The sequence below is a fragment of the Micromonospora sp. bgisy143 genome (genome assembly GCF_057708145.1).
The window spans coordinates 40,511-66,856 of sequence record NZ_JBYIRN010000015.1 but is presented as its reverse complement, the minus strand read 5'-3'; the positions used below and the strand labels follow the sequence as shown (position 1 = coordinate 66,856).

Below are 26,346 nucleotides of genomic sequence, written 5' to 3'. Positions count from 1 at the left end.
ATGCGTGACGTGGTCGAGATCGGGCTGGGCAAGACCGCGCAGCGCGGTTACCACCTGGACGACATCGCCATCGTGCCGAGCCGCCGGACCCGGGACGTCGACGACGTCTCGACCGCGTGGCAGCTCGACGCGTACCCGTTCGGCATCCCCTGCGTCGGGCACCCCTCGGACGCCACGATGAGCCCGTCGTCGGCGGTTCGGCTCGGCCAGCTCGGCGGTCTCGGCGTGCTCAACGTCGAAGGGCTGTGGACCCGCTACGAGAACCCGACGAAGGTGCTGGACGAGCTGGCCGGCCTCGACGAGGACGCCCGTGCCACCAAGCGGCTCCAGGAGGTGTACGCGGAGCCGATCCGTCCCGACCTGATCGCCGAGCGGGTGCGCGAGCTGCGCGCCGGCGGCGGCACGGTGGCGGTGCGGGTCTCCCCGCAGCACACGCTCGCGCTGGCGCCGGTGATCCTGGACGCCGGGGTGGACATCCTGGTCATCCAGGGCACCATCGTCTCGGCCGAGCACGTGTCGACGACCGACGAGCCGCTGAACCTCAAGGAGTTCATCGCCGACCTCGACCTGCCGGTGATCGTGGGCGGCTGCACCGACTACAAGACGGCGCTGCACCTGATGCGGACCGGCGCGGCCGGCGTCATCGTGGGCATCGGCGGCGACGAGTGGTCGACGACCGAGTCGGTGCTGGGCATCCGGGTGCCGATGGCCACCGCCATCGCGGACGCCGCCGCGGCCCGCCGGGACTACCTCGACGAGACCGGTGGCCGGTACGTGCACCTGATCGCCGACGGTGACATCCAGACCTCCGGTGACATCGCGAAGGCCCTCGGCTGCGGCGCGGACGCGGTGATGCTCGGCGAGCCGCTGTCGCTCTGCGACGAGGCGCCGGCCGGTGGCGCGTGGTGGCACTCGGCGGCCAGCCACCCGTCGCTGCCCCGGGGTGCCTTCGAGGTGTCCGGTGAGCCGCTCGGCTCGATGGAGCAGTTGCTCTTCGGTCCGGCGGACGAGGCGGACGGCCAGCTCAACCTGTTCGGCGGGCTGCGCCGGGCGATGGCCAAGTGCGGCTACCGCGACCTCAAGGAGTTCCAGAAGGTCGGTCTGGTCCTCGACCGCTGACGCGCTCACCCCGTACGCGAAAAGGGCCGGCCCGCGACGTCGCGGGCCGGCCCTCGCGCTACTTCTTGAGGTAGATGGTCAGGTCGGACATGTTGCGGTAGCTGAGCGCCGCGAAGTCCAGTGACTGGCCCCGGTTCGTGGTGCCGCCGGGGGCGGTGTCCATCTCCCAGTTGGCGTGGTGGAAGTCCCGCTCGCCGATGGTCTGGAAGAACTGCTGGAAGTTGATGTCGCCCTCGCCGAGCGGGACCATCTGGTGGCCGTTGGGCACGCTGGTGTCCCGGTCGCCGTCCTTGGCGTGGAAGAGCGGGAACCGGTTGGTCCGGTCCGCCACGTTGAGGATCGGGTCGAACAGGTCGGTCTGCTCCCGACCGGTCGGGTCGACGTACTTCTGGTGCTTGTACCGGGCCACGTAACCCCAGTAGATGTCGAACTCGAAGAAGACGTACCGGGGATCGGTCCGGCCGAAGAAGTACTCCAGCCGCCGGATGCCCGACGAGCGGGTGGGTCGGCCCTGCGCGTCCAGCGGCCCGGAGTCGAGCAGGAAGCTGTACGCGACGTCGTGGTTGTGCGTGTAGAGCCGCATGCCGCGGGCGTGCGCCTGCCGGCCGAGTTCGTTCCAGGTGTCGGCGGCGGCGTCCCAGTCGGCCCGGTACGCGCTGTTGGTCGGGTCGCTTCCGGTGCCGATGTTCTTCATGCCGAGTTCCTCGGCGATGTCCAACTGTTGCTGGAAGGTGGCCGCCTGGATCGAGGCGTGCGTGCCGTTGGCGACGAGGCCGTTGTCGTCGAGGATCTTGCGGATCTCACGGGGGGTGATCTGCCGGCCGAGGATCTCCGTGCTCTGGGTGTAGCCGGCGAACTCGATTTCCTTGTAGCCGATCTCGGCGAGACGGGCGAGGACGCGCTCGAAGCCGTACGGCACGCCGCTGTCGTCGGGCGCGGCGGTGATCCGGTCCCGGACGCTGTAGAGGATGATGCCGCGGTTCTTCGCCGGGATCAGCGGTTCGACCCGCAGCTTGCTCCTGCCCTTGTCCTTCGGATGGGCGAGCGCGGGGGTTCCGGTGGCGAGGACCGGCAGGCCGGCGGCGCCGAGCGCGGCGGCCGCGCCGGCCGAGGCGGCGAGCAGGGAGCGGCGGCTGAGCCGACCGGCGGGGGAGGCGTGGGGGGCGGTGTTTTCTGGCATCGTTCCACCTTTCGCGACGGCGGTTGCCGTCGGTGACGATCAGCAGAGGTGCGACGAGGGATCGGATCGCGGGCGCCGCCGAGCGCCTGTTCGGCGTTCCCGGCGAGGCCAGGGACGGTGATGTTCCGAACGTGTTACATCTTGGGGTCAGACACTAACGTCGGTCGAAGCCGAAAGAAAGCATCGATTCTCTCGAACTTTTGCTTGCATCAACGAAAGTTACTGATGATCGTCAATACCGACGTCCGGCCCGACGTCGCTGACTACGCTCGTGACCGGGAGTCGGCACCGAGGGAGTCGTGCATGGTCCGGAGCGGACGGAGACCGTACCGCCGTCGGCTGACCGCCGCGGTGACGGCACTGAGCTGCGCCGTCGCGCTGGCCACGGCCGGCTGCACGGGCGACGACGGCTTCGCACCCGGTGCGGCGGACGCCGGTGACCCGTACGTCCCGGGGCGCGGCAACGGCGGCTACGACGTCACGCACTACGGGCTGGACGTCCGCTACGACCCGAAGACCGACCGGCTCACCGGCCGGGCCACCATCACGGCGACACCCACCCAGGACCTGTCCCGGTTCAACCTGGACCTGGTCGGCCTCACCGTCGACGAGGTCACCGTCGCCGACAAGCGCGCCGGGCACCGCCGCGACGACGGCGAACTGGTCATCACCCCGCACGACGGGCTCGCCCGCGGCCGGTCGTTCACGGTGACCGTCGACTACGCGGGCGTGCCCACCCCGGTCGACGACGGCGCGTTGGGCAGCGGCGGTTTCCTGCACACCGCCGACGGGGCCATCGCGCTCGGCCAGCCCGACTCGGCGGCCACCTGGTTCCCGGTCAACGACCACCCGTCCGACAAGGCCGGCTACGACATCACGGTGACCGTCCCGGACGGACTGTCCGCGTTGAGCAACGGGGTACCCGGCCCGCGCAGCAGCGCCGACGGCTGGACGACCTGGCGCTGGTCGGAGCGCACCCCGATGGCCAGCTACCTGAGCACCCTGGTGATCGGGAACTACCGGGTGGTCACCGGCACCCACGCCGGACGGCCGATCGTCACCGCGGTCGCCGCGAGCCTGCCGGAGACCGGTGGCGCGGCCGGTTCGGTGGCGCGCACCGGCGAGATCGTCGACTTCCTGGCCAGCCGTTTCGGCCCGTACCCCTTCGACTCGTACGGCGGGATCGTGGTCGCCGACGAGCGGATCGGGTACGCGTTGGAGACGCAGTCCCGGCCGGTCTACGGGCCCGCCTTCTTCACCGGGGACCGCCCCAACCCGGGCGTGGTCGCGCACGAGCTGGCCCACCAGTGGTTCGGCGACAGCGTGTCCCTGCGCCGGTGGAGCGACATCTGGCTCAACGAGGGCTTCGCCAGCTACGCCGAGTGGCTGTGGGAGGAGCACGACGGCGGCCGGACCGCGCAGCGCAACTTCGAACTGCAGTACGCGTCGACCGACTGGTCACAGCCATCGGTCGAGCCAGGCCGGGAGGAGATGTTCGGCACCGCCGTCTACAAACGCGGCGCGCTCGCCGTGCACGCGCTGCGCCGGACGGTCGGCGACGACACCTTCTTCCGCATCCTGCGCACCTGGACGTCCGAGCGGGCCACCGCGAACGCCACCACCGCCGACTTCGTGGCGCTGGCCGAACGGGTGGCCGGCCGACCGTTGCGGCCCCTGCTCGACGCCTGGCTGGTCGGCGGAGCCGCCCCGAGCCTGCCGTGACGACGCCGTGATCATCGGTCGATAGGCTGCCGCCTGCGATCGGGCAGGAGCGCCGGTCGCGCGAGGTGGCCATGCCATCCGCACGGGGCGTACGGGGAGGTTTCGTGATGCGGGGTACGCGGCACAGACTGCGGGCGGGCGTCGGTCTACTGGTGACCGGGGCGCTCCTGGTGTCCGGGTGCGACTCGTCCACACCGGAGGCGGCGGCACCGTCGCCGAGCGCGTCCCCGACCCCGTCGCGGGCCTTCACGGCCGGCGCCGCCGGCGTCGGCGACACGTACTTCCCCAGCTACGGCAACGGCGGGTACGACGTCGGGAAGTACACCGTCAAGGTGCGGTACGACCCGGCGAAGGACCGGCTGACCGGTACGACCACCGTGCAGGCCACCGCGACGGCGGACCTGTCGTCCTTCAACCTCGACCTGGCCGGCCTGACCGTCAAGACGGTCACCGTGGACGCCGCGCCGGCCACCCACACCCGGAACAAGAACGAGCTGGTGATCACGCCGGCGGCCGGCCTCATCACCGGCAACGGGTTCGTGGTGGAGATCGCGTACGAGGGTGTGCCGAAGCCGCTGAAGAACGAACTGCTCGGCGAGGGCGGGTTCCTGCACACCGCCGACGGCGCGATCGCGCTGGGCCAGCCCGAGTCGGCGAGCACCTGGTTCCCGGTCAACGACCACCCGTCGGACAAGGCCGCGTACGACTTCGAGATCACCGTCCCGCAGGGGCTGACCGCGGTCAGCAACGGGGTGCCGGGCGGCAGCACCACCGCGGACGGCTGGACCACCTGGAAGTGGTCGGAGAAGTCGCCGATGGCCAGCTACCTGAGCAACGTGGTGATCGGCAAGTTCCGGATCACCACGGGCCAGCACAAGGGGAAGCCGGTCTACAGCGCGGTCACCACAAAGGTGGCCAAGGGCGCCTCCGACGCGTCGATCGCGCAGACCGTCAAGGTGGCCGACTACCTGGAGACCGTCTTCGGGCCGTACCCGTTCGACGCGTACGGCGGGGTGGTGGTCTCGGACAGCCGGATCGGGTACGCGCTGGAGACGCAGAGCCGCCCGGTCTACTCGGCCGGTTTCTTCAAGCGGGGCGAGAACACCGAGGTGGTCGCCCACGAGCTGGCCCACCAGTGGTTCGGCGACAGCGTGGCGCTGGCCAGGTGGGAGGACATCTGGCTGAACGAGGGCTTCGCGACGTACGCGGAGTGGCTCTGGGCGGAGCACACCAAGGAGTACACCGCCAAGCAGGCGTTCGACATCCGGTACCAGCGGGTGCCCGCCACGGTGTGGAAGACCCCGCCGGGCAAGCCGGGCGTGAAAGACCTGTTCAGCGAGTCGGTCTACCAGCGCGGCGGGATGACCCTGCACGCGTTGCGGGTGGCCGTCGGCGACAAGGCGTTCTTCGAGATCGTCAAGACGTGGGCGGCGGAGAAGCGCAACGGCACCGCCACCACCGCCGAGTTCGTGGCCCTCGCCGAGCGGATCTCCGGCAAGCAGCTCGACGCCCTCTTCGACGCGTGGCTGTACGGCACCAAGAAGCCCGCCCAGCCCAAGAAGCTCTGACCCCCACTCCCCGCGATCTTGCACTTTCTGCGCCGGCAAAAGGGGCGAGTGCGGCCCAATCGGCAACCGAAAGTGCAAGATCGCGGGGGTTCAGGGGGGGCGGGGTCAGTTCTTGACCACCAGGTTGGGGTGGGTTTTCAGGTACGCGTCGGCGCGACCGGCGCGGAGTTCCGTGATGAACTTCCGGCCCTCGCTGGTGAGCTGTTCGCCCTTGTAGGCGCTGCCCTTGCCGACGCCTGAGCCGGGCAGGCCGACCAGGGTGAACTGGTTCTCCGGCACCCCGCTGAGGGCGTACGCCAGGTCGACGATCCGGTTGCCACCGACGTACACCAGGGTGTTGCCCAGGGCGGCGACCACCTGGTCGACGCGCTCGGGCTGCCGGGCCAGGCCCTCGTCGAGGATCTTGCGGGTCAGGGCCTTGATCAGCTGCTGCTGGTGACGCTGGCGGGCGTAGTCACCGCCGGTGATGTAGCGCTGCCGGGCGTAGTCCAGCGCCTGCCAGCCGTTGAGGTGCTGCTCGCCCTTCTCGTAGACCTTCTGCGGTCCGGTGTAGCCACCGGGCGCGCTGTCCCGGTACGTGCCGTCCGGCTTGCGGTGCAGGGACGCGACCCGCTGGTCGACGTAGATGTCGACCCCGCCGAGCGCGTTCACCAGCTTGTCGAACCCGCCGAAGGTGAGCACCGCGCCCGCGTCGATCCGCAGCCCGGTGTAGCCGCTCACCGTGCTGCGCAGCAGCTCGTACCCCTGGGCCGTGCTCGGCTGCTTGGGCTTGCCCGGCACCCGGCTGCCGAAGCTCATCGCGTGGGTGAGCTTGGTCTTGCCGCCCTTGTAGCCGGCCTTGGGGAACGGCGGGATGTCCACCAGCAGGTCGCGGGGGAGCGAGAAGAGGTACGCCCGGCCCAGGCCCTTCGGCACGTGCAGCACCAGAACGGCGTCGGAGTGCGGCTCCCAGCCGGGCACGCTGACCCGGGTGTCCACGCCGACCAGCAGCAGCGTCAGCGGGCCGGTGATGTTCGCGCCCGGCGGTGGGCCGGTCGGACTCGGGCTGGGCGTGGCGGCCGCCGACGGGCTCGGCGAGCCGGCCACCGGGGTGCCGGCGGGCGTGTCGTCGCCGCTCAGCCGCGTGATCACCGCTGTTCCGCCCACGATCAGCGCGACGACGGCGAGTGCCGCCAGCCCGAGCAGCAGCCAGCGTCGGCGCGGCTCCATCGACCCCAGAATCATCCTGTGCTTCCCTCCACCCGTATCCGGAACAACGCTCCGACGGGTGCTCCGGGTTGCGGCCGGGAGGCGCCGGGTCGGTCGGCCGGTGCATGATCGCGCGAAAACGGGCCCTGGCGCGAGCGCTACTGGCGAGTAATGATGCGTCCATGCGGTACGACGTGGTCGTCATCGGGTCCGGCTTCGGCGGCGGCGTCACCGCGCTCCGGCTGGCCGAGAAGGGCTATTCCGTCGGTGTCGTCGAGGCCGGCCGACGCTTCGCCGACGACGAGTTCCCGCAGACGTCGTGGCGTCTGCGCCGCTTCCTCTGGGCGCCCAGGCTGGGCTGCTACGGCATCCAACGGCTCACCCTGCTGCGCTCGGCCACCGGCAGGTCCGGCGGCGGCGTGCTGGTGCTCTCCGGGGCGGGCGTGGGCGGTGGGTCGCTGGTCTACGCGAACACGCTCTACGAACCGCTTGACGCCTTCTACACCGATCCGCAGTGGCGCGACGTCACCGACTGGCGCGACGAGCTGGCCCGCCACTACGACCAAGCGAAACGGATGCTCGGCGTCACCACGTACCCCATCCAGACAGGCGCGGACCGCGCCATGCGGGCGGTGGCCGACCGGATGGGGGTGGGCCACACCTTCCACGCCACCCCGGTCGGCGTGCACATCGGCCGACCCGGTGAACGCGCCGCCGACCCCTACTTCGGTGGCGTCGGCCCGGAGCGCACCGGCTGCCTGCACTGCGGCTCGTGCATGACGGGCTGCCGGCACGGTGCCAAGAACACCCTGGCCAAGAACTACCTCTGGCTCGCTGAACGGCTGGGCGCCACCGTGCACCCGCTGACCACGGTGACGGCCGTCCGGCCGGCCGCCGGCGGCGGGTACGAGGTGCACACCGAACGCACCGGGGCGTGGTTGCGCCGGCGGCGGCAGGTGATCCACGCCGACCAGGTGGTCTTCGCGGCCGGCGCGCTCGGCACCCAGCGGCTGCTGCACGAGATGAAGGCCACCGGGGCGCTGCCCCGCCTCTCCGACCGGCTGGGCGCGCTGACCCGGACCAACTCCGAGGCGATCCTCGGCGCGTCGATCCCCCGGCAACGGGCCCGGCAGCAGCGGACCGACTTCACCGAGGGGGTTGCGATCACCAGCTCGTTCCACCCCGATCCGCAGACCCACATCGAGCCGGTCCGCTACGGCCGCGGCTCCAACGCCATGGGTCTGCTCCAGTCGCTGCTTGTCGACGGCGGACCGCACCGGGTCCGGCGCTGGCTGGGCAGCATCATCCGGCAGCCGGTCCTGGCCGCCCGGATGCTGACCGTGCGCGGCTGGTCGGAGCGGACCGTGATCGCCCTGGTGATGCAGTCGGTGGACAACTCGTTGACCACCCGTTGGCGGCGCGGCCCGTGGGGCCGCCGCCTGGTCGCCGGGCCGGGTCACGGCACCCCGAGCCCGACCTGGATCCCGGCCGGCAACACCGCCACCCGACTGCTCGCCGAGGAGATCGGCGGTACGCCCGGCGGCTCGCTCACCGAACCGTTCGACATCCCGGTCACCGCGCACATCCTGGGCGGGGCGGTGATCGGCGCGACCCCGGCCGACGGCGTGGTCGACCCCTGGCACCGGGTGTACGGCCATCCGGGGCTGCACGTCGTCGACGGCGCGGCCGTGTCGGCGAACCTGGGCGTGAACCCGTCGCTCACGATCACCGCGCAGGCGGAACGGGCGATGTCCTTCTGGCCCAACCGGGGCGACGAGGACCCTCGGCCTCCGCTCGGAGATCCGTACCGACGGCTGACGCCCGTACCCCCGCGCACGCCGGCGGTGCCCGCGGACGCCCCGGCCGCGCTACGCCCCTGACAGGGGCCGGCGCAGGATGTGGTTGACGCCGAACACGGTGTCGCTGACGCGGACGTCGGTGTAGCCGATCCGCTGGTAGAAGCCGTGTGCGGTGTGGCTGGCGCCGGTCTCCACGAACGTGTGCCCCTCGGCCCGGGCCAGCTCCTCGACGTGCCGCATCAACCGACGGCCGATGCCGCGGCCGTGCGCGTCCGGGTCGACGAACATCGTGTAGACCTTGTTGCCGTCGCGGGACACCGTGCCGACCGGGTGTCCGTCCTGCTCGGCGACGTAAATCCGCCGCTCGGCACTGAGTTCGCGGAACCGGTCGGCGGTGAAGTGGTCGCACATCCGGTCGATCAGCTCGGCCGGGTAGTCGCGGCTGTTCACCTCCCGTAGACAGCGGCCGACCAGGGCCGCCAGCGCGTCGCCGTCACCGGGGCGGAACGCCCGGATGCTCAGCTCGGTCATCGGTACGCCTCCGTCCGGTCCGTACGGGGATCGTCGCCGACCGTATCGGGACGCGAAAGGCCCTTGCCGTCCGGACGGACATCACGGGGCATATCGCCAACGACGCGGCCGGCGCGCCGGGTCCGTGGGGCGCGGGTCGGGCCGGCGGTGACACTCGGTAGGCTTTGTGCACATGAGCCTGCCTCGCCCCGTCCTCGTGGTGGACTTCGGAGCCCAGTACGCCCAGCTCATCGCGCGCCGGGTCCGGGAGGCGAAGGTCTACTCCGAGATCGTGCCGCACTCCATGCCGGTCGCCGAGATGCTGGCGAAGAACCCGGCCGCGATCATCCTCTCCGGCGGTCCCTCCAGCGTGTACGCGCCGGGCGCCCCGCAGGTCGACGCCGGCCTGTTCACGGCCGACGTGCCGGTCTTCGGCATCTGCTACGGCTTCCAGGCGATGGCCCAGGCGCTCGGCGGCACGGTGGCCCACACCGGCAACCGCGAGTACGGCGGCACCCCGCTGCGTCCGCGTCTCACCGAGCCGGGCGTGCTGCTCCGCGACCTGCCGGCGGACCTGCCGGTGTGGATGAGTCACGGCGACTGCGTCACCGAGGCCCCCGAGGGCTTCACGGTGACCGCCGAGTCGGCGGGCGCGCCGGTCGCCGCCTTCGAGGACGTCGCCGGTCGCCGGGCCGGCGTGCAGTTCCACCCCGAGGTCGGGCACACCGCGCACGGCCAGGAGATGCTGACCCGCTTCCTGTACGACATCGCCGGCATCGAGCCGACCTGGACGCCCGAGAACATCATCGACGAGCAGGTCGCCCGGATCCGGGCGCAGGTCGGCGACAAGGAGGTCATCTGCGGCCTCTCCGGCGGGGTGGACTCGGCGGTCGCCGCCGCGCTGGTGCACCGGGCGGTCGGCGACCAGCTCACCTGCGTCTTCGTCGACCACGGCCTGCTGCGCGCCGGCGAGGCCGAGCAGGTCGAGAAGGACTACGTAGCGGCCACCGGCATCAAGCTCAAGGTGGTCGACGCGGCGGACCGGTTCCTCGGCGCGCTCGCCGGGGTGACCGACCCCGAGCAGAAGCGCAAGATCATCGGCCGGGAGTTCATCCGGGTCTTCGAGGCCGCCGCCCGTGAGATCGCCTCGCACGGTGACGTGGAGTTCCTCGTCCAGGGCACTCTCTACCCGGACGTGGTCGAGTCCGGTGGCGGCACCGGCACCGCCAACATCAAGAGTCACCACAACGTCGGCGGCCTGCCGGAGGACCTGAAGTTCGCGCTCGTCGAGCCGCTGCGCACGCTCTTCAAGGACGAGGTCCGGGCGCTCGGCCTCCAGCTCGGCCTGCCCGAGGCGATGGTCTGGCGGCACCCGTTCCCCGGCCCCGGTCTGGCCATCCGGATCATCGGCGCCGTCGACCGGGAGCGCCTCGACCTGCTGCGTCAGGCCGACCTGATCGCCCGCGAGGAGCTGACCGCCGCCGGCCTGGACCGGGGCGTCTGGCAGTTCCCGGTGGTGCTGCTCGCCGACGTGCGCAGCGTCGGGGTGCAGGGTGACGGGCGCAGCTACGGGCATCCCGTGGTGCTGCGCCCGGTCTCCAGCGAGGACGCGATGACCGCCGACTGGTCCCGGCTGCCCTACGAGGTCATCGCCCGGATCTCCACCCGGATCACCAACGAGGTCGCCGAGGTGAACCGGGTGGTGCTGGACGTGACCAGCAAGCCGCCGGGCACCATCGAGTGGGAGTGAGCCGGCCTCACGCGGCCGGCGGGGTCGTCGGCGGGTAGGGCGGCGTCGGGGCGTACCCCGGCTGTGGACCGCCGGGCGCGGACCCGGCGGTCGGCGCGACGCCCGCCGGGTGCGGCCAGGCGGGCGCGCCGGTGGGCTCCTCGGGCATCAGGAACCACATGATCGGGTACGCGAGCAGCGCGAGCCCGCCGGTGAGCAGTCCGGTGACCGCGAAGGCCACCCGGACCAGTGTGGGGTCGACGTCGAAGTAGCGGCCGAGGCCACTGGCGACCCCCGCCACCATGCGGTCGGTGGTGGGTCGCCGGAGCTGCTTGTACGGGGCCTGGGGAGCGGCGGTAGGTGTCATGCCTCCACGGTCCGCGCCGACGACCGGCCTGCCCTCGGTGACCGCCCGGATCCCTACCCTGATCGATCCCTGAGCGCGAGCGAGGAGTCAGGAATCCGACTCTTTTCCGTTCCGGTAACGCGGCCCGGGGAGAATTTGGTTCCGTGACCACCATGCTGGAGCCGCTTCGCAGGATCGCGGCATACGCAGTTTGTGCTGATTCAGACGGCCGAGTGTTGCTGGTCCGCGCATCGGAGCGCTCCGGCACACCCGGCACCTGGTCCCTGCCCGGCGGGGCGGTCGACCACGGCGAGGACCCCAACCACACGGTGGTCCGCGAGACCGCCGCCGAGACGGGCCTCTCGGTCGCCGTCTCGGGCCTGGCCGACGTGCTGGCCGACATGCGGGCACTGCCCGAGCGCGGCATCACGATCCACACCGATCGCCTGATCTACCGGGTGGCGGTGCGCGGCGGCACCCTGGCCGACCGCACCGGCGAGCGCCCCACCGACCTGGCCCGGTGGTACACGCTGGACGAGGCGCGGCAGTTGCCACTGCGCTCCTTCACCGCCCGCACCCTCGGCCTCCCCGCCTCCTCGGCCGACGTGGTGCCCGAGGAGGCCCCCGAGTTCCCCTCCTTCTACGCGGTCCCCGGCCCGGACGGGCTGCACCGCGCGCAGCGCTTCGCCGCGTACGCGGTGTGCACCGACCCGGCCGGTCGGGTGCTGCTCACCCGCATCTCCGACGGCTACCCGGGTGCCGGCTGCTGGCACCTGCCCGGCGGCGGCACCGACTACGGCGAGCAGCCCGGCGCGGCGCTCATCCGGGAGTTGGTCGAGGAGACCGGCCAGGCCGGCCGCCTCGTCGAGCTGCTCGGTGTGGCGAGCCACCGCGACGCCGCCTCGCTCGGTCCGGAGGGTTACCCGATCGACTGGCACGGCGTACGCGCCTTCTACCGGGTCGTGGTCGACCAGCCCAACCCGCTGATCATCGGTGACGTCGGCGGTTCCACCTGCGAGGCGCGCTGGTTCGCCCGCGAAGAACTCGGTGCCCTCCCCACCGACCGCCTGACCGAGGTAACCGCCGAAGCAGTCCAAGCCGCCCGCCTCACCTAACCCCACCCCCACCCACCCACCTCCCCGCGTCCCCCCGCGTCGCGGTGATCATGAAGTTATTGTCAGGACACGCCGAGATGGACGGCGATAACTTCATGATCACCGGATCGGTGGCGGGGACGGGGGGAGTGGGGACGTGGGGGATTCGGGGGTTGGTGGGGTGGTTTTGGTGCGGCGGGTGGCTGCTTATGGTCTTCTCGGGGACTTGGGGCGGTTTCTGGTTGTTCGGGGCGATGGTGAGCGGGCCTGGTCGCTGCCGGGCGGGGTCGTTGCGCACGCCGAGCACCCGGAGCGGGCCGTGCTGCGCGCGTTCTCCGCGCAGACCGGGTCGACCGCGTCGGTGCAGCGGTTGCGGGCCGTCGTCGCGGACGTGAGCGGTGACACGGGCGGCGTCTCGGTGCACACCGACCGGTTGCTGTTCGATCTGGCCGGACGGGACGGTGTGCCGGAGGTCACCGACGGTGGCGTCGAGACCCGCTGGGTCGGTCCCGAGGCGGCGAGCGAGTTGCCGTTGACGCCGTTCAGCGCCGAACTGCTCGGTCTGCCCGCCGTCCCGCTGCCGGCCGACGCGTACCCGACCGCCCCGCCCGCGCCGTCGCATCCGGACCGCCGGCTGCGCTTCGGGGCGTACGGGCTGGTCACCGATCCGGCCGGACGGATCCTGCTGACCCAGATCGCCGACGGCTACCCGGGGGCCGGCAAGTGGCACCTGCCCGGCGGCGGCACCGACCACGGTGAGCAGCCGACCACCGGGCTGCTCCGGGAACTGGTGGAGGAGGGCGGTCAGGTGGGCCGCGTGGTGGAGCTGCTCGGCGTGGACAACCTGCACAACCCGGCCGCGCTCGGCCCGGAGGGCCGGCCGCTGGACTGGCACGGCGTCCGGGTGGTCTACCGGGTGCTGGTGGACGCACCGACCGACGCCGTGGTCACCGAGTCCGCCGGTGGCTCGACCGCACGGGCGGGCTGGTTCACCGCCGCCGAGACCGTTGACCTGCCGCTGACCGGTATCGCTGCCTCGGCAATCGGACAGCTGGGCGGATAGCACTCGGCTCAGCGAGCCGAGTTGGCTACCCTCCGGTAGAGTCGGGGATGGGAATGGTGGAGGAAACGGGCGATGAAGCCCGGGATGGGAATTAGAAGGCGGTTCGCGCGGTTTACACCAGATAAGTACCGCCGGCAGCTATCGCCAAGCCCCGTTCCCCTGTGCGATGGTGTACTCCGCCAAAACGGCTGCCGGGCCACGCAAGGTCCGGCACGAGACAGCCGGACACCCGCCCCCCGAGGGCGGCAAGCCGATCCGGTGATGGAGGAAACGTGCCGAGAGCCCCTTGGCGCCGGCGTCGTACGACTGACAGTCCGCGCCCCGCAGGGCGTCGCTGGGCGGGCCGGTTGCGCCGCAGCAGCACGTTCGCCCGCCAGGTGTTGCTGGTCCGCGTGGGCCGCCGCGACGGTGACCTGCGGACCACCGACCTGACACTCCCGGAGCACCGGTACGCCAACCGCCAGCGCCGTCGCTACGGTCTGGACCGGCTCAGCCGCCCGGCCGGCGTCACCCGCGCCGACATCGAGGCGGTCATGCCGGTCAGCCCGGCGCTGCCGATGACGCACACCGACGAGGCCACCGCCGGATCGATCCCCCTGCTCCCCGGCGAGCGCACGATGGCCCGCCGGATGAAGTTCGCCGTGGTCAACGCCTGCACCCTGTCCAGCCTGATGCTCGGCATGCTGGCGATCTTCCTGGCCATGCAGGGTGAGGTGCGCATCGCCGCCCTCTGCCTGATCGCCTGCGTCGTCTTCGACGGCCTGGACGGCGCGTTGGCGCGTCGGCTCGGCGTCGCCAGCCCGTTCGGCGCGCAGATGGACTCGCTCGCCGACATGTGCTCGTTCGGCCTCGCCGCGCCCGTGGTGGTCTACGCCTCGCTCGCCGGTTCCGTGTCGACGGCCGCGGCCGCGGTCGCCTGTGCGCTGGTCGCGGCGTGTGCGGCGATCCGACTGGCCCGCTTCAACGTGTCGCCGAAGGACGGCCGCTTCTTCTGCGGTGTCCCCACCACCATGGCCGCCGCCGTGCTCGCCGTGACCGTGGCGATCGGTCTGCCGGTGCCGGGCCTCGTGCTCGTGGCCGGCGTGGCGCTGCTCGCCTTCGCGATGGTGTCCAGCTTCCCGTACGCCAAGCTCGCACGCCTGGTGAAGCTGCCGCCGTGGCTCTGGCTCGCCCCGGTGCTCGGCGCGCTCGTCGACGTCCGGCTCACGTTCGCCCTGATCGTGGTCGGCTACCTGGTCAGCGGGCCGGTGCTCTGGCTGCGCCAGCGTCGTACCGCCTGATCCGACGTACGAAGAACGGGGCGCCGCGGACAGCGGCGCCCCGTTCTTCGCATCCTGGTCTCAGCGCCAGCGGGCGATGACCGTCGCGCCGCCGACCACCTTGTCGCCCGGCCCCACCAGCGGCTCCGCGGCGTCGGCCGGCAGGTAGACGTCGGTCCGGGAGCCGAACCGGATGAGCCCGAACCGCTCGCCCTTGGCCAGCAGCGCGCCGATCGGCGCGCGCTGCACGATGCGGCGGGCGATCAGGCCGGTCCGCTGCGCGACCACCACCGTGCCTCGGCTGGTGTCCAGCACGGTGTACGCGGCGACGTTGTGCTCGGCGTCCGGCTTCATCGCGTTGACGAACCCGCCGTCGGCGACGAAGTAGTCCACCACCTTGCCGGCGACCGGAGCGCGGTTGACGTGCACGTCCAGCACGGACAGGAAGACCGCGACGCGCAGCCACTCGCCGTCACCGAACCGCTCGTCGTGCAGCCGCTGCACCGACAGGACCTTGCCGTCCGCGCTGGCCACCACGGCGTTCGGGTCCTCCGGCACGTCCCGCTCAGGGTCCCGGAAGAACGCGGCGACCGGGCCGGCCGCCAGCGCCGGCAGCAGCCACAGCTTGGACGACGGACGCGCCACCCGGGCCAGCGCCGCCAGACCCAGCGTGATGCCCGCCGCCGCCACTCCGTTGGAGTCGATGTGCATGCCTCTGGTCAGCGGCACGCTGGACGGCCGGTACGCCGGGGCCAGCCGGTCGGCCGCCGCCGGACTGGCGGGCGTGAATCGCAGCCGGTGGACCCTAAGCGGCGGCGAGTTGCGCAGCACCAGGTCGTTGCCGACGCCGTACAGGGCGTCCTGCCGGCCCAGTTCGCCGGCCGCGCCGGCGGTCCGGCCCGGAGTCGCGGTGGTGGCGATGCTCAACACGGCGCCGTCGACGAGGTACTTCGACAACCCCTGGATGCCGGTACGGGCCTCCTCGGCGGTGCCGGTGAACGCCTCACCGGCGATGACCACCGCCCCGGCCTCGGCGTCGTCGAGCGAGTCGACCACGCGTACCCGGTCGGCGACCCACCGGCCCTGCGCGGTGACGTGCTCGCGGAGCGCGGCGGCGGTGGACGACTCGGCGGGCACCACGGTGAGCCGGTCGCCGGGGAGCAACGCCTCGATCGCCGCGGCCAGGACCGCGGACTCCGGGCTCGCGCCGACCAGCAGGGCGACCTTCGGGTCGTTCATCCGGGCAAGCTCGGAGACGAGCGTACGGGCGGCTCGCTCGCCGATGCGGACCGGACCGGACCGGCCGGTGGTACGCACGGCGGGGGACTGCGTCATGACGGGCGGGCTCCTGACGGGGTAGAGACGGGAATCGCGGCGGGGGCGCCATGGCGGGACGGGCCGGCCGGCGGAGGCGAGATCTCCACCGGCCAGCATATGCGCCTGTCCACGCCCGCCGCACCGGCGAGCCCTCCGGCCCGGACCGGAAGGCCGGTCAGGAATCCTGCCGCCGCCCCGGTCGCTCGTTCGTGCCCGCCGGATCGTCGGCGGCCGCGTGGTCGTCGTGGACCACCGGATTCTTGTCGGCTGCCGACTCCTCCCGCGGTGGATCGCCCACCCGGTTCTCGCCGTCCGGGGTGACCGGGTGGTCGACCCGGGTCGCCTCGGTGGCCGGTGCGGACTCCGGCTCCGCCGGGGCGTGGGCCAGCCAGGCGGGGTGGACCATGCCGGCCGCCGGCGCGTCGGGCGTGCGCAGTTCGGCCGTGGGCGGCTCCGGCGTGCGCAGCTCGGCGGTGGGCGCGGCGTCGGGCGTGGGCTCGTACGTGGGCTGTTCGTACGTGGGCTGCTCGTACGTCGGCGGTTCGTACGCGGCGGTCGGCGGCGTGCCCTGCTCGGTGGCGACGGCCCCGGGCGCGACCGTGGTGGCGGAGGCCGGCGCCCCCGGCCCGGCGGAATCGTTCGGCTCCGGGCGGCTGGAACTGCCGGAGCGCAGCGCGCCGACCAGACCGAAGATCCCGATCAGGATCAGCGCGCCGGCCAGGAACCAGCCGACCGGCGGCAGCGCGAGCCCGAGCAGTTGGGCCAGCAGCCACCAGGCCGACAGCCCCAGGAACACCAGCCCGAAGGCGAACGAGAGCAGATCCGTACGGTGCGCCTTCACCGGGTCACCTCCAGGTTGCCGGCGTTGACGTGGATGTACAGCCGCAGCTTCCCGCCGCCCGGGCCGTCCGCGCCCAGGTCGGTGGACTCGCGCAGCCGGCCGTCGATGCCGCCGGATCGGTTGCCGAAGACGGTGGCGTCGCCGGCGTTGACGTCGGCCACCGTGGTGACGTCCACGTTGGGCGGTACGACCACGGTCGCCTGACCAAAGTTGATCGCCACGGTCACCTGGGTGTCCCGCTTCGTGAAGTCGATGCCGCGCAGGTCGAGGACGGCGTCACCGAAGCTGTTCTCGTACCGGTCGGCGAGGTCGCGGTAGTCGGTGGGCGCCCAGGTGACCGCGCCGTCCACGCCCCGGATCCGGTCGTAGGACTCGGCTACGGTCGCCGTGCCCAACGCGGCTGCCGTCACCAGGCCCAGCGCGATCAACCAGCGCGCCCGGCCGAACCAGGTGCCGACCAGCAGCCCCAGCCCGATGGTGGCCAACGCGGCGGCGAAATACGCCGAGGCGCCGACGTCGAAGACGTCCAGGAGGTCGAGCAGGGCGACCACGCCGAGCGCCAGGAAGATCAGCGAGAAGGTCACCGGACCGAGCGGCGACCGCTCCCGGGGCCGCTTGGGCGGCTTCGGTGGCTTGGGCGGGGGGTACGCGACCGGCGCCGGTGCGGCGTACGGACCGTGTGGCGCGAACGGCGGGCGGTACCCACCCGGCGTCGTCGCACCCGGCTGGGTGGCCGGGCCGGCGGCGGGTACGGCGGTCACCGGCGCGGCCGGCCAGCCGCTGGTGGGCGTGGCGACGGTGGGTGTGCCGCTGGCCGGCCAGCCGGTGCCCTGCGGGGTGGCCGGCTGTGCGGACACCGGAGCGGCCACGGACCCCGTCGCCATCGGGGACATCGGCTGCGCGCCGACGGTCGGCTGCCCGGTGACGGGCGGCTGACCACCCGGGACGGTCGGGTACCCGCCCTGCGGCGCGGGGGCGTACGTCGGGGCGTCGCCGGCCAGCGGCGCGGTCGCCGGCGGACCGCTGGGCGGTACCGTGCCGTACGCGGGAGCGGGCCAGGCGACCGGCGGGACCGGTCCGGCTGGCGTACCCGCCGGGGAGGGCGGCACCGGCCCACCGGAGGGCTGTGGCCCACGGTTGTCCCGGTTGAGCAGCAACGCGCCGCCGATCAGGATGGCCGCGCCGAGCAGCACCGCGCGGAAGGCGTCGGTGACGATGTAGCCGAAGCTCGCGGCCACCAGGATGCCCAGGATGATCACGGTCACCGGGGACATGCTGGACCGGCCCCGCCCCAGCATGGACTCCACGGGGGAGGCCGTGTCGCCCTCGTTGGGGATGATCAGCCAGGCGGCGACGTACACCAGGATGCCGATACCGCCGAAGAACCCGAGCACCGCGAGGAGCACCCGCCACAGCACCGGGTCGGTGTTGGTGGCCCGTCCGATCGCCGCGCAGACGCCGGCGAGGTACCGGCCGTCGCGGGGTCGCACCAGCCCGTACCGAGAGGTGAAGCCGGTGCCGCCCAGCGGGCCCACGGACGGTCCGGGCGCACCGGGCCCGCCAGGCGTACCCGCGGCGCCGCCGGGCCCGTAGCCCGTGCCGGTCGTACCCCCGGGGCCGTAGCCGGTGCCGGCTGCGAAGCCGGCGCCCGGCGCGTAGCCGGCGCTCGACGGCTCGTGGGCCGTCGGGCCGGTGGGCGGGCCGAAGGCGGTCGGCTCGGTCCAGCCGGTGGGTGTCGTAGGCGGTGCGGGCGGTACTGAACCGCCCGGCTGTGCCGGCCCGTGGCGGGGCGGCGGGGCAGCTTCCTCGGTCATGCCTCGATCCTGCTGCCGACCTCGCCCGAACGACCTCAGGACCCGACCCTGACGCCACCCTGAGATCCGAGGGGTCGGAATGTCGGGGGCGTCCCCGTGGTCGGCGGACGCCGCAGCGTGTGACGATCGGACTCACCGAACCACGCCCAGCCCACCACCCTGACCAGGGAGCCTGTGATCAGCACCGTGACCCCGCCGCCGCGCCTCTACCGAGCCCCCGAGCATCGGATGGCCGCCGGCGTCGCCGCCGGCATCGCCGACCACCTCGGCATCTCGGTGCTGCGCGTGCGCGTCGCGTTCATGGTGCTGCTCGGGCTCAGTGGGCTCGGGCTGCTGCTGTACGCGGCGTTCTGGGCGGTGGTGCCGCTGCGCCCCGGTGACACCGCCGTGCCGCCCCGGCGGGACGTGGGCCAACTCCTGCCGTTCGTCGGGATCGGGCTCGGTGTCCTGTTGATCCAGGTGATGGTCTTCGACTCGGTCGGCGCGGCGGGCACCGCCGGCTGGCTGGTCGCCATCATCGCGGTCGGCGCGGGCGTGATCTGGCACCAGTCGGCGCCCGAGCGGCGACGTCGTTGGGGCGAGACGATGCCGGTCCCGTGGCTCGGCGCGGTCGTCGAGGAGAGTGACCGGCGGGCCTTCGTGCTCCGGTTCATCGGCGGTGGGGTGCTGGTCGCGGTCGGCATCATCGGTGTCGCGGCGGTCTACTCGCCGGCGCAGAACTTCGACGCGGTGATCAACGGAGTGATCTTCGCGCTGGTCGGACTGGCCGGGGTCGGCGTGGTCGCGGCACCGGTGCTCTGGCGGACGTACAACCAGCTCCGCGCGGAGCGCGAGGGCCGGATCCGGGAGCAGGAGCGGGCCGAGTTGGCCGCGATGGTGCACGACCAGGTGTTGCACACCCTGGCGCTGATCCAGCGCAACGCCGGCGACGTCAAGACGGTGCAGCGGTTGGCGCGGGGGCAGGAGCGCTCGCTGCGCAACTGGCTCTACAAGCCCACGGCCTCGCCGAACGAACGCTTCGCCGCCGCCCTGGAGCAGGCCGCCGCCGAGGTGGAGGACACTTTCGCGATCACCGTGGAGGCGGTGGTGGTGGGGGACCGTGAGACCGACGAGAAGGTCGGCGCGCTGGTCGCCGCCGCCCGGGAGGCGCTGGTGAACGCGGCGCGGCACGCCGGCGTGCAGACCGTCTCGCTCTACGCCGAGGTGGAGCCCGATCAGGTCAGCGTGTTCGTCCGGGACCGGGGTAAGGGCTTCGATCCGGATACGGTGGAGGACCACCGGCACGGCGTACGCGGTTCGATCATCGGACGGATGAAGCGGCACGGCGGACGGGCCGAGATCCGGTCCGGCCCGGGGGAGGGGACCGAGGTCCGGTTGATCCTGCCGATCTCCCGGGACTCGTCCGCGGCGGAGAGGAACAGATGACCATGGCCGAGCAGCCGACGGAACAGCCGGCCCCGAGCCGCCCCGAACGCCTGCGGGTCTTCCTCGTGGACGACCACGCGATGTTCCGGGCCGGGGTACGCGCCGAGTTGGGCGCGCACGTCGAGGTGGTGGGCGAGGCGAGCACGGTGGCTGAGGCGGTCGCCCGGATCGCCGTCACGCTGCCCGACGTGGTGCTGCTCGACGTCCACATGCCCGACGGCGGTGGCCGCGCGGTGCTGGAGGCGATGCGGCGCACTCACCCGCAGGTCAAGTTCCTGGCCCTGAGCGTCTCCGACGCGGCCGAGGACGTGATCGGGCTGATCCGGGCCGGTGCCCGGGGGTACGTCACCAAGACCATCTCGCCGGACGAGTTGGCCGCCGCGATCCGCCGGGTGGCCGACGGTGACGCCGTGTTCAGCCCTCGGCTGGCCGGGTTCGTGCTGGACGCGTTCGCGGCCCGCCCGGACGCGCCGGTCGCCGACCCGGAGTTGGACCAGCTCACCAACCGTGAGCGGGAGGTGCTGCGCCTGCTCGCCCGGGGATACGCGTACAAGGAGATCGCCAAGGAGTTGTTCATCTCCATCAAGACGGTGGAGACGCACGTGTCGAACGTGCTGCGCAAGCTTCAGATGTCCAACCGGTACGAGCTGTCCCGCTGGGCTGCGGACCGCCGGCTGGTGTGATCAATTCCTCCGCCCTGGCATTTCGGGCAGATGCCACGGATGTTACGGGGCGGGGCTGACAAAAGATCAATCGTGGCTCCATACTGCCCCGGTCCCGTTTCCGCGCGTGGGTCTCGCATCCCGCGGAAACGGCGGCTCACGAGCGTGCCCGCGACGGCGGGTCACCCCTGGGGGAGAGGTACCACTTCTGATGTTCGGACAACGAGGACGACGCTGGGCGCGGGTCGCCCTGGCGGCTGTGGCCGGCAGCGCCCTGGCGTTCGGCGTGGCGGGCGCCGCCGCTGCCGCTCCGGCCACCGGTGTGGCCAAGGTGGTCGATGGCACCGAGCTCATCCTGAAGCTCGACGGCACGACGCGCCCCACGTCGGCGCTCGCTCTGAAGATCGACGGCAAGATGGTGCCGGCGTTCTGCATCGACTACCGCACGAACGTGAAGAACAACGGTACGTACGAGGAGGGCACCTGGGACGAGTCCCAGGTGAAGAACCTCGGCAAGGTGCAGTGGGTGCTCACCCACGGCTACCCGAACGCCGACGCCACCAAGCTGCTCGCTGCCGCCGGCGTGGACACCAAGATCGGCAAGAAGCAGCTCGACAACCTGCTCTACTTCGGCACCCAGACCGCCGTCTGGCACTTCAGCGACGGCATCGAGCTGGGCCCGTGGGAGAAGGGTCTGCTCGAGAAGAAGCAGTACGAGGTGATCACGAAGGTCCGTGACTACCTGGTCAACAACGCCACCGACCAGCCGGAGCCGCGTGCCGAGCTGTCCGTCGACCCGGCCAGCGCCACCGCGACGGTCGGCGGCAAGGCCGGTCCGTTCACGGTGAAGGGCCCGGCGGGCGTCATCACCGTCGCGGCCACCGGCGGCACCGCCGTCGACGCCGAGGGCAAGCCGGTCACCACGACCACCAACGGCGGGCAGTTCTGGCTGGCCGCCGAGGCCGCCGGCGCGGTGAACGTGACCCTGACCGCGCAGGACTCGGTCTCCTTCGGCCGGGTGTTCCTGTTCACCGGCCCGAAGAAGGCGCAGAAGCTGATCCTCGGTGGCAGCACCGGCGCGACCGTCACCGCCCGGGCGGCGGCCACCTTCACCGCCGTACCCACCACCCCGCCGGCCACCCCGTCGGCGACCCCGAGCGCGTCGGCCTCCCCGACCACCCCGTCGGCCACGCCGTCGGACTCGGTGCAGCCGGCCAGCCCGGCCCCGTCCACCTCGCCGGCGAGCAACGGTGGCGGCCTGCCGCTGACCGGTTCGCCGATCGCGGCGGCGGCGACCGCTGGTCTGCTGCTGCTCGCCGCGGGCGCGGTGGCCGTCCTGGTGGTGCGTCGCCGCAAGGTCCGCTTCACCGCCTGATCCACCTCGCCGCACCATCGGCCCCGGCACCGCGCAAGCGGCGCCGGGGCCGATGTCGTTCCGGCGCAGTCGTCGGTGCGCAGAAGGTCGTCCGGGACGCACTCGTCCACCCAGCCGGTGCTGGTGCCCGGGTAGCGGACGAGGGCATCGTCCGGACGGGTAAAGAACGGTGCGTGTCGGACTGGTTACGGATCGGCGGCGGCGGCCTTCGGGCGATCCGCCGAGGCCGGACCTGAGCGCCGCTCGGGTCTCCTAGCAGGCCATCTGCGTCGAGGTGGAGGACCTGCACCGCGACCGTTTTATGATCATTTTTCAAGTATCGGCAACGTGGCGGGCAACTAACGGCTTGATAACGGCACCTTCACGGAAGAGGCCGGTGGGTGTCACAGTGGCAGCACCCCACCCTCGGTGTGTGGCACTCCGTACGGCCCACGACCATGTTCTCCGCTGCTACCGGCGGGTTCGTGGTCGCGACGCCTGCGTAGGGTCGTGTCCCGTCGGGTGGGGAGCCCGGCGGATCGGAACATCAGGGGTGTCCCCAAACTTCCCTGTGGTCCCGGCGACCTCCGCCCCGAGGTAGCCGGGCGGTGTCACCCCCAAACGTGCGTGAAACCCACGACGGAACCAGGTTAGAAAGAGGAGGCCCCTCGGAATGAGAGTCTCGAAGCGGGCGACGAGCGCGATCGCGCTCAGCGCGGCCGCCGCGCTTGTCGCGAGCGGTTGCTCGAGCGGTGACAGCGACGGCGACGCCGCCGCCACCAAGGATGGCGCCATCGTCATCCACGGCGTCCAGCCGGAGAACCCGCTGGTTCCGTCGAACACCACGGAGACCGGCGGTGGCAAGATCATCGACTGGCTGTGGACCGGCCTGGTCGAGTACCCGAACGACGGTGGGGCCCCGCGCAACGCGCTGGCCGAGTCCATCGACACCAAGGACTCCAAGGTCTTCACGATCAAGATCAAGAAGGGTACCAAGTTCCACGACGGTACCGAGGTGAAGGCGAAGAACTTCGTCGACGCCTGGAACTGGGCCGCGTACTCGCCGAACGGCGCGCAGAACGGCTCCTTCTTCTCGGACATCGCGGGCTTCGACAAGACCTACACCGAGGACCCGGACGGCGCGGACGGCCCGCAGAAGGCCCCGGAGCCGTCGGCCAAGGAGCTCTCCGGTCTGAAGGTCATCGACGAGCAGACCTTCGAGGTCACCCTCGCCGCCCCGACCGCGGTCTTCCCGACCAAGCTCGGCTACAGCGCCTTCATGCCGCTGCCGGACAAGTTCTTCACCATGAAGCCCGAGGAGTTCGGTAAGAACCCCATCGGTAACGGCCCGGTGAAGTTCGTCTCGTGGCAGGACAACGTCCTCATCAAGCTCACGCGCTTCGACGACTACAACCTGCGTGACAAGATGAAGATCAAGGACGTCGACGTCAAGCTGTACCAGGACGAGACGGCCGCGTACGCCGACCTGCTGGCCAACAACCTCGACTTCATGGAGGTTGTCCCCACCTCGGCGCTCGCCGGTGACAAGTGGAAGACCGACCTCGGCGACCGGGGCCTGAACACGGTCACCCCGTCGACCGCGTTCATCGCGTTCCCGATCTACGACAAGCGCTTCCAGAACCCGAAGCTGCGTCGCGCGGTCTCGCTGTCGATCAACCGGCAGGAGATCTCCGACAAGATCTTCTTCGGTACCCGCAAGCCGGCCGACAGCTGGGCGAACCCGCTGACCCCGGGCGCCAAGCCGGGCAACTGCACCGCCTGCAAGTTCGACCCGACCACGGCCAAGCAGCTGCTGACCGAGGCCGGCGGCTTCACCGGTGAGATGGTCTTCTACTACAACGCCGACTCCAGCCACAAGGACTGGATGGACGCCGTTGCGCAGCAGGTCAAGACCAACCTCGGCATCGAGGCTCGCGCCGAGGGCATCCCGACCTTCGCGGTCTTCCGGCAGAACATCAACGCCCACAAGATGACCGGCCCGTACCGTGCCGCGTGGCAGCAGGACTACCCGGACGTGGAGAACTGGGTCAACCCGCTCTACGTCAAGGGTGGCTCCTCGAACGACGGTCTCTACAGCAACCCGCAGGTCGACACCCTGGCCAAGCAGGCCAGCGCCGCGCCGAGCCTGGAGGCCTCGCACGAGGCGTTCGCCAAGGCCGTCGAGGTTGTCGACCAGGACGTCCCGAGCATCCCGATCTACTTCTACGGCCAGCAGTCCGGCCACTCGGAGAAGATCAAGAAGCTCGAGCTGAACAACGTCGGCGAACTCGACATCACCTCGGTCGAGCTCTGATCCGTACGGTCTGACCCCGGGTCGGGCTCGCCACATCCGGTGAGCCCGACCCGGGGCCGTTCCGCGAGTGGGTGCTACAACATGCCACTCGCCACGTTGTCACCACCGTGTCGGCCGTCCGACGCGCCCCCTGTCTGGAGGACCACCCCATGGGCCGTTATCTGTTGAGACGGCTGCTCCAACTCGTGCCGGTCTTCATCGGCTCGACCTTCCTGATCTACGCCCTCGTCTGGGCCGTTCCGGGCGACCCGTTCGCCGGCAAGTGCGGCGAGCGGCGCTGTCCGGATCAGTACGTCGCGTACATGACCGAGAAGTACCACCTGGACCAGAACGTCTTCGTGCAGTACGGCAACTACATGAAGAACCTCCTCCAGGGCGACTTCGGACAGACGTTCTCGCAGCGCGACATCGGCGACATCATCGCGAACGCGTACCCGAACACGCTGAAGCTGGCTCTGGTCGCGCTCGCCATCGAGGCCGTCATCGGCCTCGGCGCCGGCATCCTGACCGGTCTGCGTCGCAACGGTTTCCTGGACAACCTGGTCCTGGTCTCGACCCTGTTCCTGCTCGCGCTGCCGGTGTTCGTCGTCGGCTTCGTGCTGCAGTGGCTGCTGGGTGTGCAGTGGGGCATCGTCAAGCCGACCGTCTCGTCCGAGATGCGGTTGTCCGAACTGATCGTCCCGGGCTTCGTGCTCGGTAGCGCGTCGGTCGCGTACATCGCCCGGGTGGCCCGCACGAGCATCGCGGAGAACCGCCGCGCCGACTACGTGCGTACCGCCATCGCCAAGGGCCTGCCGATGCGCCGGGTCGTGGGTGTGCACCTGCTGCGCAACTCGCTCATCCCGGTGGTCACCCTGCTCGGCACCGACCTCGGCGCCCTGATGGGCGGCGCGATCGTCACCGAGGGCATCTTCGGCATCAACGGCATCGGCCGCGAGGTCTACCGGGCGATCGTCACCAAGGAAAGCGCTACCGTGGTTGGCATCGTGGTCGTACTGGTGGTCGTCTATCTGGTGATGAACCTGTTGGTCGACCTGCTCTACGCCGCCCTGGACCCGAGGATCCGTTATGAGTGACCCAAGCACCGCATCGATCGTCAGCACCCCTCCCGCTCAGGCGACGGACACCCCGACGACTCCCGGGCCGCAGGGCAACGAGAAGCCGCGCGGTCTGCTCGGTGACGCCTGGCGCGACCTGCGCCGCAAGCCGCTGTTCTGGATCTCGGCGACGTTCATCGTCATCTTCCTGTTGATGGCGGCCTTCCCGTCGCTGTTCGCCCCCGGCGACGCGGTCAACGGCTCGCTCTCGCGCAGCCTCGAGAAGGCGTCCGGGAACGCCTGGTTCGGGTACGACCTGCAGGGTCGGGACGTCTACGCCCGAGTCATCTACGGCGCCCGTGCCTCCGTCGTGGTCGCCGTGCTCTCCGTGGTCGGCACGCTGCTGGTCGGCGGCACCATGGGCATCATCGCCGGCTACCTCGGCGGCTGGGTCGACACGCTGCTCAGCCGGATCGCCGACGTGTTCTTCGGGATTCCGTTCGTGCTCGGCGCGATCGTCATCCTGACCACGTTCAACGGCTCGGGCAGCACCAACAGCAAGGCCGAGATCATGGGCCTGGTGATCATCTCGCTGATCGTGCTGAGTTGGCCGGTCGTGATGCGGTTGATGCGCTCCTCGGTGCTCGCCACCCGGGAGGCCGACTACATCGTCGCGGCCCGCGCGCTGGGCGCCGGCAGCGGTCGGATCATCCTCAAGCACCTGCTGCCGAACTGTCTGGCCCCGCTGCTGGTCTACGGCACGATCATGGTCGGCTCGTTCATCGGCGCCGAGGCCACCCTGTCGTTCCTGGGTGTCGGCCTGAAGTCGCCGGTGGTGTCCTGGGGCATCATGATCAGCGAGGGCAAGGATTTCATCCGGGTCGCGCCGGGGCTGGTGTTCTTCCCCGCAGCCTTCCTCGTCGCCGCAGTGCTGAGCTTCGTGATGCTCGGCGAGGCGGTCCGCGAGGCCCTCGATCCGAAACTCCGCTAGGGGAGATCCAGTGT

The 26,346-nt window shown here is 71.3% G+C and carries 21 protein-coding genes; 14 read left to right on the top strand and 7 right to left on the bottom strand.

Annotation, left to right across the window (positions count from 1 at the left end):
* Positions 1 to 1,119 carry a GuaB3 family IMP dehydrogenase-related protein gene (locus AC3EN4_RS18550; RefSeq protein WP_421473148.1) on the top strand — a complete coding sequence of 373 codons (1,119 nt, stop codon included), beginning with the start codon at positions 1 to 3 and terminating at the stop codon, positions 1,117 to 1,119.
* A 58-nt stretch (positions 1,120 to 1,177) separates the two neighbouring features.
* Here the strand turns inward: AC3EN4_RS18550 and AC3EN4_RS18545 are convergent, their stop codons facing one another.
* The gene (locus AC3EN4_RS18545) at positions 1,178 to 2,299 is read right to left on the bottom strand and encodes a sugar phosphate isomerase/epimerase family protein (protein WP_435207101.1); all 1,122 of its coding nucleotides are present in this window, start codon (positions 2,297 to 2,299) and stop codon (positions 1,178 to 1,180) included.
* A 303-nt stretch (positions 2,300 to 2,602) separates the two neighbouring features.
* On the opposite strand from AC3EN4_RS18545, the gene AC3EN4_RS18540 reads away from it, so the two are divergent.
* Positions 2,603 to 4,021 carry a M1 family metallopeptidase gene (locus AC3EN4_RS18540; RefSeq protein ID WP_435207100.1) on the top strand — a complete coding sequence of 473 codons (1,419 nt, stop codon included), beginning with the start codon at positions 2,603 to 2,605 and terminating at the stop codon, positions 4,019 to 4,021.
* A 107-nt stretch (positions 4,022 to 4,128) separates the two neighbouring features.
* Positions 4,129 to 5,589, top strand: coding sequence for a M1 family metallopeptidase (locus tag AC3EN4_RS18535; RefSeq protein WP_435207156.1), 1,461 nt, complete (start codon positions 4,129 to 4,131; stop codon positions 5,587 to 5,589).
* Between the two features lie 105 nt (positions 5,590 to 5,694).
* Here AC3EN4_RS18535 and AC3EN4_RS18530 read toward each other — a convergent pair whose 3' ends face one another.
* A complete protein-coding gene (locus tag AC3EN4_RS18530) occupies positions 5,695 to 6,798 on the bottom strand; it encodes an LCP family protein (RefSeq protein ID WP_435207099.1) in 1,104 nt (367 codons plus the stop codon).
* A 161-nt stretch (positions 6,799 to 6,959) separates the two neighbouring features.
* Between AC3EN4_RS18530 and AC3EN4_RS18525 the strand changes: the two genes are divergently transcribed.
* Positions 6,960 to 8,657 carry an FAD-dependent oxidoreductase gene (locus AC3EN4_RS18525; RefSeq protein WP_435207098.1) on the top strand — a complete coding sequence of 566 codons (1,698 nt, stop codon included), beginning with the start codon at positions 6,960 to 6,962 and terminating at the stop codon, positions 8,655 to 8,657.
* Here AC3EN4_RS18525 and AC3EN4_RS18520 read toward each other — a convergent pair.
* Positions 8,646 to 9,107, bottom strand: coding sequence for a GNAT family N-acetyltransferase (locus AC3EN4_RS18520; protein WP_435207097.1), 462 nt, complete (start codon positions 9,105 to 9,107; stop codon positions 8,646 to 8,648). The genes AC3EN4_RS18525 and AC3EN4_RS18520 overlap by 12 nt on opposite strands.
* 172 nt (positions 9,108 to 9,279) lie before the next feature.
* Here AC3EN4_RS18520 and guaA point away from each other — a divergent pair, with 172 nt between their 5' ends.
* A complete protein-coding gene (guaA, locus tag AC3EN4_RS18515; protein WP_422736896.1) occupies positions 9,280 to 10,836 on the top strand; it encodes a glutamine-hydrolyzing GMP synthase in 1,557 nt (518 codons plus the stop codon).
* Between the two features lie 7 nt (positions 10,837 to 10,843).
* Here guaA and AC3EN4_RS18510 read toward each other — a convergent pair whose 3' ends face one another.
* Complete coding sequence (locus AC3EN4_RS18510) at positions 10,844 to 11,182, bottom strand: PspC domain-containing protein (protein WP_435207096.1); 339 nt, start codon at positions 11,180 to 11,182, stop codon at positions 10,844 to 10,846.
* A gap of 143 nt (positions 11,183 to 11,325) precedes the next feature.
* On the opposite strand from AC3EN4_RS18510, the gene AC3EN4_RS18505 reads away from it, so the two are divergent.
* The 3 genes from AC3EN4_RS18505 (at position 11,326) to AC3EN4_RS18495 (ending at position 14,598) form a co-directional block, all read left to right on the top strand.
* Complete coding sequence (locus tag AC3EN4_RS18505; RefSeq protein ID WP_422736894.1) at positions 11,326 to 12,276, top strand: NUDIX hydrolase; 951 nt, start codon at positions 11,326 to 11,328, stop codon at positions 12,274 to 12,276.
* 160 nt (positions 12,277 to 12,436) lie between these two features.
* Positions 12,437 to 13,318 carry an NUDIX hydrolase gene (locus tag AC3EN4_RS18500; RefSeq protein ID WP_435207095.1) on the top strand — a complete coding sequence of 294 codons (882 nt, stop codon included), beginning with the start codon at positions 12,437 to 12,439 and terminating at the stop codon, positions 13,316 to 13,318.
* Positions 13,319 to 13,665: 347 nt separating this feature from the next.
* The gene (locus tag AC3EN4_RS18495; protein ID WP_422740828.1) at positions 13,666 to 14,598 is read left to right on the top strand and encodes a CDP-alcohol phosphatidyltransferase family protein; all 933 of its coding nucleotides are present in this window, start codon (positions 13,666 to 13,668) and stop codon (positions 14,596 to 14,598) included.
* Between the two features lie 60 nt (positions 14,599 to 14,658).
* Here the strand turns inward: AC3EN4_RS18495 and AC3EN4_RS18490 are convergent, their stop codons facing one another.
* From AC3EN4_RS18490 to AC3EN4_RS18480, 3 genes are all read right to left on the bottom strand, one after another.
* Complete coding sequence (locus tag AC3EN4_RS18490; protein ID WP_422736892.1) at positions 14,659 to 15,912, bottom strand: phosphatidylserine decarboxylase; 1,254 nt, start codon at positions 15,910 to 15,912, stop codon at positions 14,659 to 14,661.
* 157 nt (positions 15,913 to 16,069) lie between these two features.
* Positions 16,070 to 16,735, bottom strand: a complete 666-nt coding sequence (locus AC3EN4_RS18485) for a hypothetical protein (RefSeq protein ID WP_435207161.1) — start codon at positions 16,733 to 16,735, stop codon at positions 16,070 to 16,072.
* A complete protein-coding gene (locus tag AC3EN4_RS18480) occupies positions 16,732 to 18,549 on the bottom strand; it encodes a PspC domain-containing protein (protein ID WP_435207094.1) in 1,818 nt (605 codons plus the stop codon). The genes AC3EN4_RS18485 and AC3EN4_RS18480 overlap by 4 nt, the downstream gene beginning before the upstream one ends.
* Positions 18,550 to 18,708: 159 nt before the next feature.
* Here AC3EN4_RS18480 and AC3EN4_RS18475 point away from each other — a divergent pair, with 159 nt between their 5' ends.
* The 6 genes from AC3EN4_RS18475 (at position 18,709) to AC3EN4_RS18450 (ending at position 26,332) form a co-directional block, all read left to right on the top strand.
* Complete coding sequence (locus AC3EN4_RS18475; RefSeq protein WP_422740827.1) at positions 18,709 to 19,974, top strand: PspC domain-containing protein; 1,266 nt, start codon at positions 18,709 to 18,711, stop codon at positions 19,972 to 19,974.
* A gap of 2 nt (positions 19,975 to 19,976) precedes the next feature.
* Positions 19,977 to 20,657 carry a response regulator gene (locus tag AC3EN4_RS18470; RefSeq protein ID WP_435207155.1) on the top strand — a complete coding sequence of 227 codons (681 nt, stop codon included), beginning with the start codon at positions 19,977 to 19,979 and terminating at the stop codon, positions 20,655 to 20,657.
* Positions 20,658 to 20,847: 190 nt separating this feature from the next.
* Positions 20,848 to 22,011 carry a thioester domain-containing protein gene (locus AC3EN4_RS18465; protein WP_435207093.1) on the top strand — a complete coding sequence of 388 codons (1,164 nt, stop codon included), beginning with the start codon at positions 20,848 to 20,850 and terminating at the stop codon, positions 22,009 to 22,011.
* A 652-nt stretch (positions 22,012 to 22,663) separates the two neighbouring features.
* The gene (locus tag AC3EN4_RS18460) at positions 22,664 to 24,304 is read left to right on the top strand and encodes a peptide ABC transporter substrate-binding protein (protein ID WP_435207092.1); all 1,641 of its coding nucleotides are present in this window, start codon (positions 22,664 to 22,666) and stop codon (positions 24,302 to 24,304) included.
* A 149-nt stretch (positions 24,305 to 24,453) separates the two neighbouring features.
* On the top strand, positions 24,454 to 25,380 hold the full coding sequence (locus AC3EN4_RS18455; protein ID WP_422736888.1) for an ABC transporter permease: 927 nt from the start codon (positions 24,454 to 24,456) through the stop codon (positions 25,378 to 25,380).
* Positions 25,373 to 26,332, top strand: coding sequence for an ABC transporter permease (locus tag AC3EN4_RS18450; protein WP_422736887.1), 960 nt, complete (start codon positions 25,373 to 25,375; stop codon positions 26,330 to 26,332). Before AC3EN4_RS18455 ends, AC3EN4_RS18450 begins: the two co-directional genes overlap by 8 nt.
* Positions 26,333 to 26,346 lie beyond the last annotated feature (14 nt).